Source organism: Sphingomonas ginsengisoli An et al. 2013, from assembly GCF_009363895.1.
GTDB lineage: Bacteria > Pseudomonadota > Alphaproteobacteria > Sphingomonadales > Sphingomonadaceae > Sphingomicrobium > Sphingomicrobium ginsengisoli.
Genome location: NZ_CP045434.1, coordinates 2,693,679 through 2,707,924, shown reverse-complemented (window position 1 = coordinate 2,707,924; position 14,246 = coordinate 2,693,679). Strand labels below are relative to the sequence as shown.

Below are 14,246 nucleotides of genomic sequence, written 5' to 3'. Positions count from 1 at the left end.
CGCCGCGCGTTTAGCGCGGAACGATCAGAATCCGGTGGCGATGCCTGCGTAGACGGTGCGCCTGGCACCGGGCTCGATACCGTTCTGGAAGACGCGGTTGTAATAAGCGCGGTTGGTGAGGTTCGACACGCCGCCGAGCAGCCGGAGGTTGCGCGTCAGCTGCCAATCGCCCGCGAGGTCGAGCAGAGTCACGGCCGGGACCTTCGCCGGGATGAAGTTGGCGCTCGTCGGCGTGCCCACGGGCAGATTGGAATCCTGGAAAAACTGGCTGCCGACGCTTTGACCGGTGACACTGACCTTGAAGCGCCCGTCCGCGCGGAAGGTCAGCCCATATTTGGCGGTCACCTTGGGCGCGAAGGCCGGCCGATTGCCGACGCGGGCGGCCAGCTTGCTGGCGGTGAACTTCGCGTCGAGCAAGCTGACATTGCCGAAGGCGGTCAGATGCAGGTCGCCCTCGCGGCCGGCGAAGAAATCGTAGGACAGCTCGCCTTCGAACCCGCGATGCCGAGTGTCGCCGCTATTCTGGTAGATCGACTCGGTCGGCGACAGGACGATCGTCTCGATGCGGTTCCTGAACTCGATCCAGAACAGGCTGGCGTCGTAGAACAGACCCTTGAGCGGGGTCCCGTGCACCCCCGCTTCCCACGCAACCGACTTGGACGCGGCGGGTACGCCGCCCGGGTTGATGTTGGAAAAGGGCGAGGCGACGTCGAAGAAGCGGACCGGGCGATACCCCTGGCTCACGCTGAAATAGGTCTCGTTCCCCTGGCCGAAATCGAACCCGGCGCCGAACCCGAATAGCGGGATCGTCCGGCTCGCGGACTGGCTGATGAGCGGCCTCACGAGGTTGGGGGGACGAACACTTTCGTCGATACGAATGCGTTCGTGCTCGAGACGAAATGAGGGCACGACGTGCCAGCTCCCCGGCAAGCGGAACACGCTTTCGCCGAAGATGGCGCCGTACCAGCTATCGCGATCCTGATCGAGCCGCGGGGTCCCCGTCGTGGTGTTGCGCGGGGCGGTGATCTCGCTGCTCGTCCACTGCCGGAACGGTGCGCTGTCGTGATAGAGCACGGTGCCGAACGTCAGCGCGTTGCCGCGTCCCCAGCGCTTGCGGAAGCGCCAGTCGAGACCCTGGCTGCGGAACTGCTCGTCGACCAGGGTGGTGGTGGCCGGATGCGCGCCGGCGGCGGCCGATCGCTGGTAGAGCCGCTGCCAGGCCGCCCACAGCTTCACCTCGGAGCGCCAGCCGTTGCCGATGTCGGCCTCGTTGCCGAGGGTCGCCGACGTCCGGCGCACCCAATTACGATTGAACGGCGTCAGCGCCTGATCGGGGTCGGCACGATAATGAGGGTAGGACAATCGCCCCGCATCGCCGGCGCTGGCATCATGCGCGTGGAGGTCGATATACCAGACATCGTCCTTGGCGGGCCGGTAAGCGACGTACGCGTCCCCCTGAATCGTTCGGGAGCGATTGTTGTCGCGCTGCCCGCGACTGCGAACCACGCCAAGGTTTGCGCGACCGGAGAGCGACCCGCTGGACCCTTCGATCATGTTGTAGGTCGAGAAGAGCCCATTGCTGCCGATCACATTTTCGCTGGTCCCGCTCAGCGGCGCGTCAGCCGCGGGTCGCTTCGAGACGAGGTTGACGGCGGGCGCCGGATTGGGGCCGTAGAGCAGGCTCGACCCCCCGCGCACCAGCTGCACCTCGGCCAGCGACCGCGGCAGCGGCAGATAGTAGACCGTCGGGAAGCCGATCCAGTCGGTCGCGATCGGCACCCCGTCCTGCAGGACGAGCACGAACTCGCTCTCCTGCGGGTTGCCGAGCCCGCGATAGCCAAGATTATATTGCGTCCTGGTCTGCTGCTCCGACACGAACAGCCCCGGGGTGCGCGCGAACAGCTCGCGCGGATTGCCGTCCACGATGGTGGGCACGAGATCCAGCTTGGTCACACTGGTCTTCTTGGTCACGGTGATCTTGGCGCCGTCCACCTCGGGCAGGATGTGCTCGAGTTTTTCAGGGGCGGGCTTCGGTCGCTCCCCGGTGACGACGACGCTCGGGTGCAACGGCTGACCGACCGCCGCCGCCGGCACCGTCCCGACGGCACCAAGCAAAGCAACCCGCAAACCCCGTCCGCTCACTCCGCCCCCCGCCCGGCAAACGTTCCGCGCCGGAAGGAAGCACGGCGCTGCCCTCCCGTCCATCCTCCGCGACGCTTGGCTCAGGCGAGGCGTTCGAACCTCAGCGACCGCGCCACCGGGTCGGCCGCGGCGAGTCGGACGCGAATCTTAGTGCCGGGCTCGACCCCGTGCGCCACGACGCGGGCCACGATTGGCTCGACTTCAAGCTGGATCCGTACCCCGCGCTCATCCTCATCGGTCACCACCGCGTCGAACGCTTCGCCCTCGCGCCCCTGCAGGGTGACCGCTTCGGCAAGGTCGATCACTGCGCGCTCGATCGCCGCGCTCTGGGCATCGGCGCGGGCCATGACCTTGGGCAGGCGCGCAAAGGCCGCGCTCAAGTCGTCGGGCACCGGCTGGCCATTGGCCACCGCGAGCGCGGCCATCACCACATACCGGTCGGCGAGGCGACGCAGCGGGGCGGTGGCATGGACATAGGTTGCCGCCATCGCCGAGTGCCACGGGATCTCGCCGGGGGTATAGGGCCGATACGATGCGCCCTCGCCCGCCCGGCGCACTGCGAGCATCATCGCCGCCTCGGCACGATCGGCGGGGTCGAGCGTGCGCTCATAGTCCTTGAGGCTGGTCGTGGCGGGCCAGTCGAGATGGAGCGCCTTGGCGGTCTGGCGCAGGCGGCCGATGGCGAAATCATTGGGTTCGGCCATCACCCGGAACAGCCCGGCGTGCGCCGCCAGCAGGGCGTCGGCGATGGCCAGGTTGGCGGCAAGCGACAAAGCGGCGTTGCGGCTCTCCGATTCCAGTCGCGGCCGGAAGGAGAGCGTGTAGCAGCCCTCGCCCACGGCGGCGACTTCCTGCTCGGGTGGGTCGACGCGCGACGCCCCGCGCGCTGCCTCGGCCGCCGCAATCCGTCGCGACAGTTCGGCGAACCCCGCGGGCAGGTCGGCCTCGTTCACCGCATCATAGGCAAGCTTGGCACGGCTGCGGATCAGAGCGCGCTCGGCGCCGTCGAGGCTCGCCTTGCCCGCGGGGTCGATCCGCACCGCGAACACGACCGCCGGCCGCGGCCCGTCGGGAAGCAGGCTGGCTGCAGCTTCGCTCAGCACGGGCGGATAAAGACCCGCCTTGCCATCGGGGAGGTACAGGGTCGTCCCCCGCCGCCACGCCTCGGCTTCGATCACCCCGCCATCGTCGACGAACCAGGCGACGTCGGCGATCGCATAATGGAGGATGAGGTCATCGCCCGCGGCTTGAATCGCAAACGCTTGGTCGAGGTCGGTCGAGGTTGCCGGGTCGAGCGTGACGAACGCCTCGCCCGTACGATCCCGATGCGCGCTCGGGACCCGCTTGGCAGCCTCGTCGGCGGCGGCGAGCACCTCGGTCGGAAAGCCTTCGGGCACCTGATATTGCAGCCTGATCGCAGCCAAGCCGGCCGTGAGCGCGTGTCGCGGATCCTGGATCGCCTTCATCGCGCTTGCTTACACGAACCAGCGCATTTGCGACCGTCTTGAAACCGCGGCGCCCATCCGCGGCCGCGGTTCGCTTCGACTTCGGTTGTGTAATGGTGCGGCTTGAGGTCGATCGATAACGCGTCTCAGCCCTGATCTTCCCTGTTCTGCAGCGATTTACAGGGAATTCGCGTGTTTTTGAGCCCTTCGTCGGGCTTCTCAGCTGCAGCAAGCGCCTGAAAACGCGCGATATTCGGTTCATTCAGCCCTGTCGCAAAACAGGGAACTGTTAGCTCCGAAACAGGGAACTGTTATCCCCGAAACAGGGAAGCCGCGGCGGCCTAACAGGCAATTATTCGAAGCGGATCAGCGAAGCCTACAATCGGCGGTTATCCACCGCATCTTTGCGGCTCTCGCTTGACGATGTTCCCGTTTCGTGCTGCCATGTTGAGGCCGGAACATTTTGTGAACGGCATAGGGGAGTAGTCGCATGCTTATCAACGGGCGGGGTAGCCACCATGGAACACCAACTCAGGATCGAATATCGCCGCGTATCTGACCTCAAGCCGTTCGAGCGTAATGCTCGAACACATTCCAAGAAGCAGGTCCGCCAGATTGCGGACAGCATCGAGCGGTTCGGATTCACCAACCCGCTCCTGATTGGCGACGATGGGGTCATCGTTGCCGGACACGGCCGACTGGCGGCCGCCAAGCTTCTCTCCATCGAGAGCGTGCCGACGCTTCGGCTTTCCAGCCTCAGTCAGGAAGAACGCCGCGCTTACGTGCTGGCGGACAACAAGCTGGCACTTAACGCCGGCTGGGATCGCGAGATACTCGCGCTCGAACTTCAGGGCCTGATCGACCTCGACTTCGATGTAACGGTCACCGGCTTCAGCCTGGCCGAGGTCGACATGGTCCTGGATGATGCCAGCGACAGTGATCCAGGGGGCAGTGATGCGCCTGAAGATGAAGTTCCCAAACTAGGCGTTGAAGCCGTCACACGGGCTGGCGATGTCTGGGTGCTTGGTCGTCATAAGCTCATTTGTGGCGATGCGCGCAGAGTAGCGGATTATGAGGCCCTGCTGGCGGGCGAAAAGGCGGACCTAGTCTTCACCGATCCGCCCTACAATGTGCCGATCGATGGCCACGTCTCCGGCCTCGGGAAGGTCCAGCACCGCGAGTTCGCCTTTGCCAGCGGCGAGATGAGCCAGTCGCAGTTCACCGCCTTTCTGACTGAGTGCCTCTCTGCGACGTCCGCCGCCATGCGTGACGGCGCCATCGCATTCGTGTGCATGGACTGGCGGCACATGGGCGAGCTGCTCGCGGCCGGGCAGATCGCATTCACCGAGCTCAAGAACCTGGTGATCTGGAACAAGACCAACGGCGGCATGGGCTCGTTCTACCGATCGAAGCACGAGCTTATCTTCGTCTTCAAGGCCGGCACCGCCGAGCACACCAACAGCTTCGGCCTCGGCGAAACCGGCCGCTACCGCACCAACGTGTGGGACTACGCCGGGATAAGCTCGATCAGTGCGACGCGATCGAGCGAGCTGGCGATGCATCCGACGGTGAAACCGGTCGCCATGATCGCCGATGCGATCCGTGACTGCTCACGCCGCGGCGAGATCGTGCTCGATGCTTTTGGCGGTTCTGGCTCGACCCTGATTGCCGCGGAGAAGACCGGTCGCTGTGCTCGCCTGGTCGAGTTTGACCCACTCTACTGCGACACGATCGTGCGGCGTTGGGAGCAGCTTACCGGCAGGGGCGCGATGCTGGCGTCCACGTCGACGAGCTTTGAGGATACTGCCGAGCAGCGATCCTGCTCGGCGGAGGCAGCCTGATGAGCGGCGCTGATAACGATAAGCGCTCACAGCTGCCGGCGGTGCAACCGGTGGGATATGGCAGCCCGCCGGTCGAGCATCGATTTAAGAAGGGCGTTTCCGGCAATCCTCGCGGGCGGCCCCGAGGATCACGCAATCAGCCGGCCAAGTTCAATCCGGCTGACGAGCCGACTGCGAGCTTGATCCTCGAGGAGGCGTATCGGCCGGTCGCCATCCGCGAGGGCGACAAGGTCATCGAGCTGCCAGCGATCCAGGCCGTCATGCGGGCGATGGGCGTGTCGGCCATGAAGGGGAACCGCCTGGCGCAGAAGACCATGACCGAATTCGTCCAGAAGATCGAAGCCAGTCGGAACGCCGACCACCTCACCGCCTTCGAGAATGCGCTTGAGTACAAGCAGCGGTGGGAGAACGAAATCCAACGTTGCCAGGCTGCTGGATTACCTGACCCTGCGCCCCTGCCCCACCCAGACGACGTCATCATTAACATGCGAACGGGCACCGTACGGACCGAAGGTCCGATGTCGAAGGAAGAGTTGGCGCACTGGCAGAAGCGGCTTGATCGGCGAGCCGAGGCGCAGAAGGAAGTCAATTACTTCGCCGCCCATTGGCGCCGCGCACGCAGTCCGAAAAACAAGGACTGGTGGCTGAAGGAATGGCACTTCGAGCAGCGCATCTTCGACATCATCAACGACGGCTTTCCCGACCGCTACAAAATCAAGCTGGAGAACCGCTCGTACAAGGAAGGTGCGTCGCGAGAGGGCGATGCGCTGAAGAGATGGATGCATGAACGGAAGAAGGGACCGCGACCGCGGGACGCAGATGATTAATTCGATTGATGCCGGCGGCGACGGCGTTTTGGTTCGCCGTTTACCGAGTTCGGCAATCCATCGTTGAATGATTGACCGTTAAGGCCTGCGCACGACAGGGGTGCTCGGGTCATGGCGCGTACGTTGGCGGAAGAAGCGGATTACTGCCGGCAGTTGGTCGGCGAAGTCGGCAGCCTGGCTGAACAGGTTATGCTCAACAGCATCGCGCGGGAGTTCGATCGACTGGCCAACGCCGCGCTCGTCGCGGACCGTCCGCATTATGCTGCACGAGCGGCCCAAGAACTCACGGCAGCGGCGGCGGCTCGACATCCGCGCGCCCGCTCGGCTCACATCACGATGGCTGGATACTACGGTGCCCTTGCCCGATAACCGGGGTAAGCCTGGCCAAAGCCACGGCACGACTCATCTAGCGGCAGTTCGACGAGCATATTCGCTCGCGCGTTCAGGCCAGTGCCGAAGCGTAGCGCAGATCATGCGTCGACTAACAGAGCACGACCGACCCGTTCTCGAAGAGCATTTGGCGGAGCCGGCCGCTCGCCGGGAGTTGATCCTAATCTGCAGCGCCGCTTGGTTGTCGGCAAAAGAGTAATACACTTCCTTGGGGTCGCGGCCGCGATGTCCGCTTTCGACCCAAAGCAGACGTTCACGAAAGCGCTAAAAGCCCTGCTCGATTCCAATGGTCACCGCCCGCCGCCGGGCGAACCGCATCCAGTCGCCCTCCAGCGCAGTCGCGTCGTTGCTGGGCGCATGGCTGTTCGTCAGATTGGTCAGGTCCAGCCGCACGTCCACTGGCTTCCCGGCGAGGGTCAGATGATAGACTCCTGCTAACCCAAACTCCGCCGAGAAGTGCTGGCGTGATCCGTTGGGGTCGCTTGGTGACAAGGTTCGAACCGCCCCGCTCGAAACCAGGGAATCCGCCCCAAGGCTGAAGTGGCCGAACCGCTTGGTAAAACCACTGGCCACATGCACCGGGCGGTCGCTGCCAAGCGATACATAGCGACTTGCGGTGGCAGCCAGCGTGGCGGCCGGAAAGATGGCTCCGCCGCCGATTATCTGTCTGCCCTCCGCCTTGGCCAGTGACAGGCTGGCCCACGCTGTCGTTCCTCGCCAACCGTAGCTGCCCGAAAGTTCGACACCGCGCATTCGCCCCTGCTCGAACTGAAAGCTGTCGGGAAGAGCCGAGCCGATGATGCGCCGTTCGACTAGCAGGCCGTGTGCATGGCGCCAGTAAGCGTCAGCAGCGAGCGTCAGCGGTCCCGAGGTTCGCGACACCCCCACATCGAACAAGTCGTCTGTTTCGCGCCTGAGCGGCGGCAGCGCGTTCGGTTCGTCCAACGGCGGTGCGGCAGCGTAGCGGGCATAGCCGACGTGCGCAGTCAGGTTGGCAATCGGTGCCCACACCAGGCTCGCCCGGGGTTCGAGCTCCGCGCGGCGCTGCAGGCCCTCCAGCCACTCCAGCCGAAGTCCGGGATTTAATGTCAGCCCGTGACCGAGTGACCACTCGTCCTGCGCATAGAGATTGAGCGCTGTCCGGGCGCCACTGCGAACACCGCTCGCCCGCACCTGCCGCACGGTCGAGCGTGTCGCCAGCAGTCCAATCCGCAACAGATGCGCTTCGCCCACCTTGGTCGAGCCATCGACTTGGCTCCCCCACGAGCCTCGCCGTTCCTCGCTTGCGCGCAGGAAAGCGGCCTTGTCGTCGCCCACGCCGCCGAACATTGACGCCTGAACCGTGAGGCCGCCTTCACTGTGCTGGAAGGTCGCGACCGCGAAGCCGCCGCGGGCCTTCTCCTCGCCCGCGCCGAAGCTGGTGGGTCCAAAGCGGTGACGCTCGTGCGACCCGCCGAGGATCAGCGACACGCGGTTCTCGTCATCGATCACGTGATCGGCAAAGCCAAGACCCTCAAGCGCTTGCCGGCGATCGCTGGTCCAGGCCCCAGTCGCGTCGGCAACCCGCGTCCTCCTCCGCTCTAGGCTGCCGGAGGCGAACAAGCTGGTTCCCTCCGCCGAACCCGCCCATTCCACGGCCGGTTCGACCATCCCGTCTGTTCCGACGAACAGCTCGGCTTGGCCGCCATGCTGGTAGAGGCCGTTCTTGGTCGTGATGCTGATGACGCCAGACGGTGCGAACCCGAACTGGGCGGGGAGGGTCCCGGTGATCAGCCGGGTCGTCTGCGAAAGTCGCGAACTCAGCAAGTCGGCCGGGTCGGTAATGGCTTCGGGCACGATGACATTGTTGATGCGGACCTGATTCGCCGCGCTGCCTCGCACGGTCAGGATGCGGCCGGTCAGAAGGGCGCCCGGTACCTGCTGTAGAGTGGTCGCGATGCTTCCGGTCTCGCCGCCCGGACGGTTTTCGACCGCATCGTTCGACAGGCTGGTGACGGTGGCGCCAAGTCCTACGTCGACCAGCGTCCTCGCTGCATCGAGCCGTCGGGCGGTGACGACCACCGCCGTCTCGGGCTGGGCTCGACCTTCCTCCGCCTCCTCGTCATCGTCGTCACGATCTGGCTTGCCCGAAGCGGCGATTGCCTGTTTCGGCGTTGCCCGATCATCGTCATCGCCGTGCGCTGGCGGTGTCGACGGTGGGGCCTGCGCCGGCCGTGGCGATGCTGGCACCTGCGCGCTTGGCTTGTCATGATCGTCGTCATCGTAAGCGGGCGCTGGCGCCGTCGTGCGCGCACGATGCACCCGAGAAGACTTTGTTCGCTCGCGATCGTCGTCATCGTCGCGACCTGGCGGCGGGGACATGCCGGCAAGAAACAAGGCGGTAAGTAGCATCGCGGCCGCTTAGCGGAAGCACCCGCAGCTACAAGCCTAGGCAGCCCCGGTCCCGAGGTCCGCTCTCGCCGACAGGCCTTGCCCTGCGCCAATCCTAGCGCAGGTTTAATGGAGCGGACGCTATTCCGACATTCTGGTGGGCGCACCATTATGGAATGTCGGCCTGCGAAGATCGCCTCTTTTTGCTCGCCCTTGCAAGCGGGTCGATCTCATTCGTCCTTTTCGTCGTCGATCTTGGCGAGACCCCGCTGGTGTTCGAGAACATCCGCCCAGAGGCTCTCTTCGCCATGCCGCTTATTCTGTGGCTCGGCTGGTGCTGGCTACGCCGGAAGTTGATGATGCGCCATGAGGATGGCGGCCGGCTTAAGTAGTCAGCCGCGTTCGCTCAGACTTATTGCTGACGTTCGAGCCAATGTCCGCTTTCAACCCATTGCGGACATTGAACACGCGGGCCACCATGCTGCCTTTCGAACAGGATGACGCATGAGCGATGAAGAACTGCCGCCAGGCTCGCGAACTCCCCACCCTGCACAATCAACCGCTGCGCGCCCTAAGGGCTGGCCCACTGGTGTGCGCCCAATATCGGTCGACGGCCTCAGTCATATCGGAGTCGGTCATGACGGCGCACTCTACTGGGACGGCAGGCCCATTCAGGTCGCGCGACGTTTCGATCTGAGTTTCTGGCAAAAGACTGGAGCCGTAATTACGGTCTTAGCAGCTGTGACCGCAGCAATCGCTAGCGGTGCTTCAGCGGTGGCTGATTGGAGAGGAACGACCTGCGCCCACGCAAGCCCCTAATGTCTGCTTTGGGTGGAAAGCGGACATTGAACGAGCAGGCGCTCCGACCGTTCGAACGGCGGGAGAACGATCAATGAGCTATCGCCGCTTCGCCGCAATGATTGCCACCTCTACGGTGGTCATGTTTGGCCTAATGTACCTCAACACCTTCGTTCTGGATCACGTGGAGTTCAGCCAAACGCGGATGTGGATGGCGCTCCTCATGGGAGCGGTGATGGCGATGATCATGCTCGGTTTCATGTGGGGCATGTACAAGAGCAAGGCGGCAAACTTCGGCATTCTGGGAGGCAGCGCAGTCGTCTTCGTACTCGCACTTTGGCTGGTGCGCAGCCAAGAGACTGTTGGTGACGTGGCTTGGATGAAGGCAATGATCCCTCATCATTCCATTGCCGTGATGACCAGCGAGCGAGCCCACATTAAAGACCCAGAAGTGCGGCGCCTCGCCGATGGCATCATCGATGCTCAGGTCCGCGAGATTGCCGAGATGAAGCGGATGATTGCTCGTCTAGAAGCCCACCCGACAGCGGCAGGCGCACCAGACCTCCCATCTTACCGCAATCGGCAAGTCTCGCCGCCGCCACCCGAGACAGACGAAAGCGCCGGAGTGAACACGCAGCAAGCGCGCTGATGTCCGATATCTGTCGAAAGCGGACGTTCAGCTTCAACGTATTTGCTCCGCTGAGTGCTCGTGCTCGTGCCCGTGCTCGGCATGACCTGCGTGACGCGCGTGATCCGGCCCAGCGACCGGAGCTTCGGTATCCATGCCATGAGCAGTCATGATCTCGTCGTGATCAGCGGGAGCACTCGCGATCGCCGCCCTGTATTGTTTCGGAGACATCTTGGGTAGCTGCCGGATGAAAGCCACCATGTCCCAGATCAGCTCATCATTGTGGGTCTTGCCCCAAGCAGGCATGGCACTGAGCTTCATCCCATGCTTGATGATCCAGAACTGCTGAGCAGCTGAGCGTGTGGTAGTTGTCGCTAGTTCTGGAGCTGCTGGGTAGAGGCCCTGGCTCAACTCCGACGGCTCAACGCCTGGTCCGAGATGGCAGCTCGTGCACATCTCTTGGTAAAGGCCAGCGCCCGCTTCGATCCGAGCCGGCGTTGCTAGGTCCTTAGGTGCAACGATGTCGCTCGAATGACGCGCGATGGCACGCTCCCGCAACTGCCTCAGCAAGCCATAGACAACCTGAGAGTGCGGCGCGTCTGCTCCGATGTTGTAGACACCAGCGTAGATGAACACCGCGCCGACCGCGGCCAGAAGGATCAGGAAGACCGCTGCAAAGCTAGCGCTTGGAAAGTGTCGCTTTAGCAATCCCATCGGCCCAACCTCAATTCAGCTTCAGTCGGACAAAGCCCATTGTACCGACGGGATTATGCCGGCCGTATAGGGGTGCAAGGCCGTCCGGGACGAAATTGACCGAGGCTAGCCCACCGACGCCGAACGAGAGATGGTCTGCAATCCTAAAGTCGCGAACGGCGCCTAGCGAAGCTTTGCCCACGCGATAGGCAGGGCCATCCTCGACATCGATCAGCTCACGGTTTTCCGTCAGCTCGGCGCGACCGAAGACAGTCCATTGTTGATGCTTCAATGAGGCCTCCGCAGCATAGCCGTCGTCGCTATGCCCGTGTGCAGTTTTTCGACCCCAAGCCAAAGTAGCGGCGATTTTCCAACCGGGCGCAACTTCTTCCGCCCACAAGGCGCTTGCCGACCACCTCTTCTGATTCACGCCGGGCTCAAGCTCCTCAGGGTCCACGAAGTGACCCCAACTGCCCTGGAGAGCCAAGGTCCGAGTGGGGTTCCACGAAACCCGAACTGCAGTCGAATCCAGCTGACCTGTTTCGATGTTCCAGCGGTGCTCATCCGGCTCCCTGCCATTGAAGCGGCTGGCCTCGACCTTAAAGCGATCGAGCACTACGCCAGCTGTGAAAACGCCAAAGCTGATGTGCGTCGAGTCCAGCCAGTGATGTGTGATCGGAGCCTCAGGCGAGTCCATGATGGCTTCGCGATGCATGAAGGCTGGAGGGCCAAACGCCGGTTCGCCAGGTAGTCCTGCGTAGACAAAAACACTGCTCTTCCGGCCGATGTTCTGCGATACGGAAGCCGACAATTCCATGAAAAGATCGTGCGGATGCTGACGATCGATTAGCCGGTCGCGGCCATTTGCTGTCTCCCCGCTGGCGAGGAGTAAGGGATAGCCACTAGGGCCCATGATGGGCTCAGGGCTGAGCATTGCCTTGAACTGCAGCGTTCCGTTGCCGAGCGGCCGGCGCGCCATGCCCATGAGCATGCCTGACGGAAACACCTTGTCGTCGCCGCGAGGGCCGCCCTGGTGATCGGCAACGAGGTTGAGCACGCCATGCGCCATGAGCGTCCAGTCGCCCGACATGGCCATTAAACCTTCGTGCTCGGACGTATCGGGTTGCCACGCCGTCCCTGAACTCTCCCGTTCCATGGGATAGGAGCCGAACGCACCGTTCATGGCCATGTGATTGCCGTGCCCGTTCATCGGCATACTCATCTGAGCCGTGGAGCCATGGTCCATCTGCGAGTGGTCCATCTGCGAATGGTCCATTGGCATGGGCATCTTGCTGCTCGATCCCGCCGGGATCTGCACCGTCATGCTGTGCTGCATCGTTGAGTGATCGGGCGACGTCGCTGCGCCTTCCTGGGTCTGTGGCGACATCTGCATCGAACTATGATTCATCGGCATGGTCATGCCGTGAGCCATTGCCTCGTGTTTTGGCGACTTCGCCACACTCTTGGATACTGACCTACCGCCGCCCGGCGCCTCAGCGGTACGCTTCTTAGTCGGAGCCGTCGACCTAGGAGCTGGCTTCTTCTTCGCAGTGGACTTTTTCGTAGTGACTTTCTCAGCAGGGGCCTTGGAAGGCATAGGCATCGCCATGCCAGGCATGTTCATGTGTTGCGCTCGCGCATGCGCGGCGGCTGGCGCCAGCGCGAAGGCGCTGACGGCAACAAGCAAACTCATTCTCAAAATACATCTCCAAACAGGAGCGACGCGATTGCGCGCCGCCCCCGCCCTGGTTTCTTCAAAATAGCGGACTGCGCGGCCTTAATGCTTCTTGGCCATGTCCTTGCAGCAGTCCTTGCAGCAATCCTTGCCCTTGGAGGCTGCGGCACGATGCTGCGCGTGCATCCCCGACATCGAATGCGAGGGAGTTGAAGGCTGAGCAGCAACAGCGGCTGCAGCGATAACCAAAGTGATCATTGTTGTTCTCCTGAGTTTCGTTGGATCGTTCGAAGCTCAGGCAGTCTTTGGCGGAGGGGTAGAGGTCTCGGTCTCAATCCCGCTCAGAGCCGGCCGCGCGACTTGGTACGTTACCTGGCGGGCAGTGCGGGGGGCCTCGGTCTGAGCCGCATCTTGGGCGGGCAAGGCTGAAGCACAGGCCATTGAGCAAGCCGCTAAGGTATGGCCAACATGCCGCTTGTTCGTCTGTTCGGGGCAATGCTGCATCGCCATGCGGGCCATTGCAGCTTGGTGATCGGTCGCTGGCACATTTGCAGGCGCCGACGCCATGCCAAGCGGCATAAGCAGCACGGCTAATAGAAGCAGCAACTTGGCAACGAGCGTTTGCACCGCCCTCATATAGCCCTTCACATCGCCACCATCCAGATCGCCATTCCGATCATCATCAAGTTCTCGGTCAGCGAGATGAAGCCAAGTGGCACGTTGCTTGAGCCGCCGACGCACGCACACTTCAGCTCACGCTTGTCGATGTACACTGCCTTGAAGACGGAGATCGCACCGACCGTGCCGATGAAGAGGGCAACCGGCGCAGCGAGCCAGGTTAGTGCTCCGGCTACCATCAACACGCCAGCCGCACCTTCTGCGAAGGGATAAACGTAGCTGTAAGGCACCCACCGCTTTGCCAGCAGGTCATAGTTCAGGAACATGGTCGCGAACGTCTCGACGTTCTGCAGCTTGAGTAGCGCAAGGACGATCATGGACATGGCAATGAACCACTGACCGGCTCGCGCCGAGAGCACGTCACCTGTCACCGCATAGCTCGCCGCCATGGCCATGAGGGCCGTCATGGTGAAGAGAGCAAGAACAGGCCGATAAGTGGTAGCCTTTGGATCCGTTACTTGCTTGCCTAGGAAACGCCTCAGGTCGTCATAACCTCCCACCCGTTCGCCCCCGATGAACACCTGCGGTGTCGTCGGGACGTTGTGCTCACTCTTGAACGCGTCGGTCTCGTCCCGCGTGGTAAGGTGATGATCCTCTACTTCGTAACCCGAGCGTCGAAGCAGGTCCTTTGCCTTGAGGCCATACGGACAGGTGTGGGTTGGCATCACCATGCGGTAGAGTACGGCTCGCTTTGCGGCGGTGGGATGATTGGCCATGTCGGACATGTCGCTCTCCATTGTGATCAACTCGCCGGGTATA

At 63.0% G+C, this 14,246-nt stretch carries 12 protein-coding genes; 5 read left to right on the top strand and 7 right to left on the bottom strand.

Annotated features, from left to right (window positions below; translation table 11 throughout):
* Positions 1 to 24: 24 nt before the first annotated feature.
* Positions 25 to 2,142 carry a TonB-dependent receptor family protein gene (locus GCU42_RS13230; protein ID WP_162789309.1) on the bottom strand — a complete coding sequence of 706 codons (2,118 nt, stop codon included), beginning with the start codon at positions 2,140 to 2,142 and terminating at the stop codon, positions 25 to 27.
* A gap of 80 nt (positions 2,143 to 2,222) precedes the next feature.
* The gene (locus GCU42_RS13225) at positions 2,223 to 3,608 is read right to left on the bottom strand and encodes an RNB domain-containing ribonuclease (protein ID WP_114228581.1); all 1,386 of its coding nucleotides are present in this window, start codon (positions 3,606 to 3,608) and stop codon (positions 2,223 to 2,225) included.
* A gap of 497 nt (positions 3,609 to 4,105) precedes the next feature.
* On the opposite strand from GCU42_RS13225, the gene GCU42_RS13220 reads away from it, so the two are divergent.
* From GCU42_RS13220 to GCU42_RS13210, 3 genes are all read left to right on the top strand, one after another.
* Complete coding sequence (locus tag GCU42_RS13220) at positions 4,106 to 5,428, top strand: site-specific DNA-methyltransferase (protein ID WP_114228582.1); 1,323 nt, start codon at positions 4,106 to 4,108, stop codon at positions 5,426 to 5,428.
* Positions 5,428 to 6,255 (top strand): DUF5681 domain-containing protein, encoded by an 828-nt coding sequence (locus GCU42_RS13215; RefSeq protein WP_114228583.1) that lies wholly within the window; start codon positions 5,428 to 5,430, stop codon positions 6,253 to 6,255. The genes GCU42_RS13220 and GCU42_RS13215 overlap by 1 nt, the downstream gene beginning before the upstream one ends.
* A gap of 111 nt (positions 6,256 to 6,366) precedes the next feature.
* Positions 6,367 to 6,624: a hypothetical protein gene (locus GCU42_RS13210; RefSeq protein ID WP_152569588.1), complete on the top strand. Its 258-nt coding sequence runs from the start codon at positions 6,367 to 6,369 to the stop codon at positions 6,622 to 6,624.
* 285 nt (positions 6,625 to 6,909) lie between these two features.
* On the opposite strand, the gene GCU42_RS13205 is transcribed toward GCU42_RS13210, so the two are convergent.
* A complete protein-coding gene (locus GCU42_RS13205) occupies positions 6,910 to 9,036 on the bottom strand; it encodes a TonB-dependent receptor plug domain-containing protein (protein ID WP_114228585.1) in 2,127 nt (708 codons plus the stop codon).
* Between the two features lie 155 nt (positions 9,037 to 9,191).
* Here GCU42_RS13205 and GCU42_RS13200 point away from each other — a divergent pair, with 155 nt between their 5' ends.
* A complete protein-coding gene (locus GCU42_RS13200; protein WP_114228586.1) occupies positions 9,192 to 9,407 on the top strand; it encodes a hypothetical protein in 216 nt (71 codons plus the stop codon).
* 500 nt (positions 9,408 to 9,907) lie between these two features.
* On the top strand, positions 9,908 to 10,462 hold the full coding sequence (locus GCU42_RS13195) for a DUF305 domain-containing protein (RefSeq protein ID WP_114228587.1): 555 nt from the start codon (positions 9,908 to 9,910) through the stop codon (positions 10,460 to 10,462).
* Positions 10,463 to 10,495: 33 nt separating this feature from the next.
* Here the strand turns inward: GCU42_RS13195 and GCU42_RS13190 are convergent, their stop codons facing one another.
* From GCU42_RS13190 to GCU42_RS13180, 4 genes are all read right to left on the bottom strand, one after another.
* Positions 10,496 to 11,155, bottom strand: coding sequence for a c-type cytochrome (locus GCU42_RS13190; protein ID WP_114228588.1), 660 nt, complete (start codon positions 11,153 to 11,155; stop codon positions 10,496 to 10,498).
* Positions 11,156 to 11,165: 10 nt separating this feature from the next.
* Entirely contained in the window at positions 11,166 to 12,554 is a 1,389-nt protein-coding gene (locus GCU42_RS15150; RefSeq protein ID WP_162789294.1) for a hypothetical protein, read from the bottom strand.
* A gap of 357 nt (positions 12,555 to 12,911) precedes the next feature.
* Positions 12,912 to 13,067 (bottom strand): hypothetical protein, encoded by a 156-nt coding sequence (locus GCU42_RS15145; protein ID WP_162789311.1) that lies wholly within the window; start codon positions 13,065 to 13,067, stop codon positions 12,912 to 12,914.
* A gap of 386 nt (positions 13,068 to 13,453) precedes the next feature.
* Positions 13,454 to 14,203 carry a glutaredoxin family protein gene (locus GCU42_RS13180; RefSeq protein ID WP_114228665.1) on the bottom strand — a complete coding sequence of 250 codons (750 nt, stop codon included), beginning with the start codon at positions 14,201 to 14,203 and terminating at the stop codon, positions 13,454 to 13,456.
* Between the last annotated feature and the right edge of the window lie 43 nt (positions 14,204 to 14,246).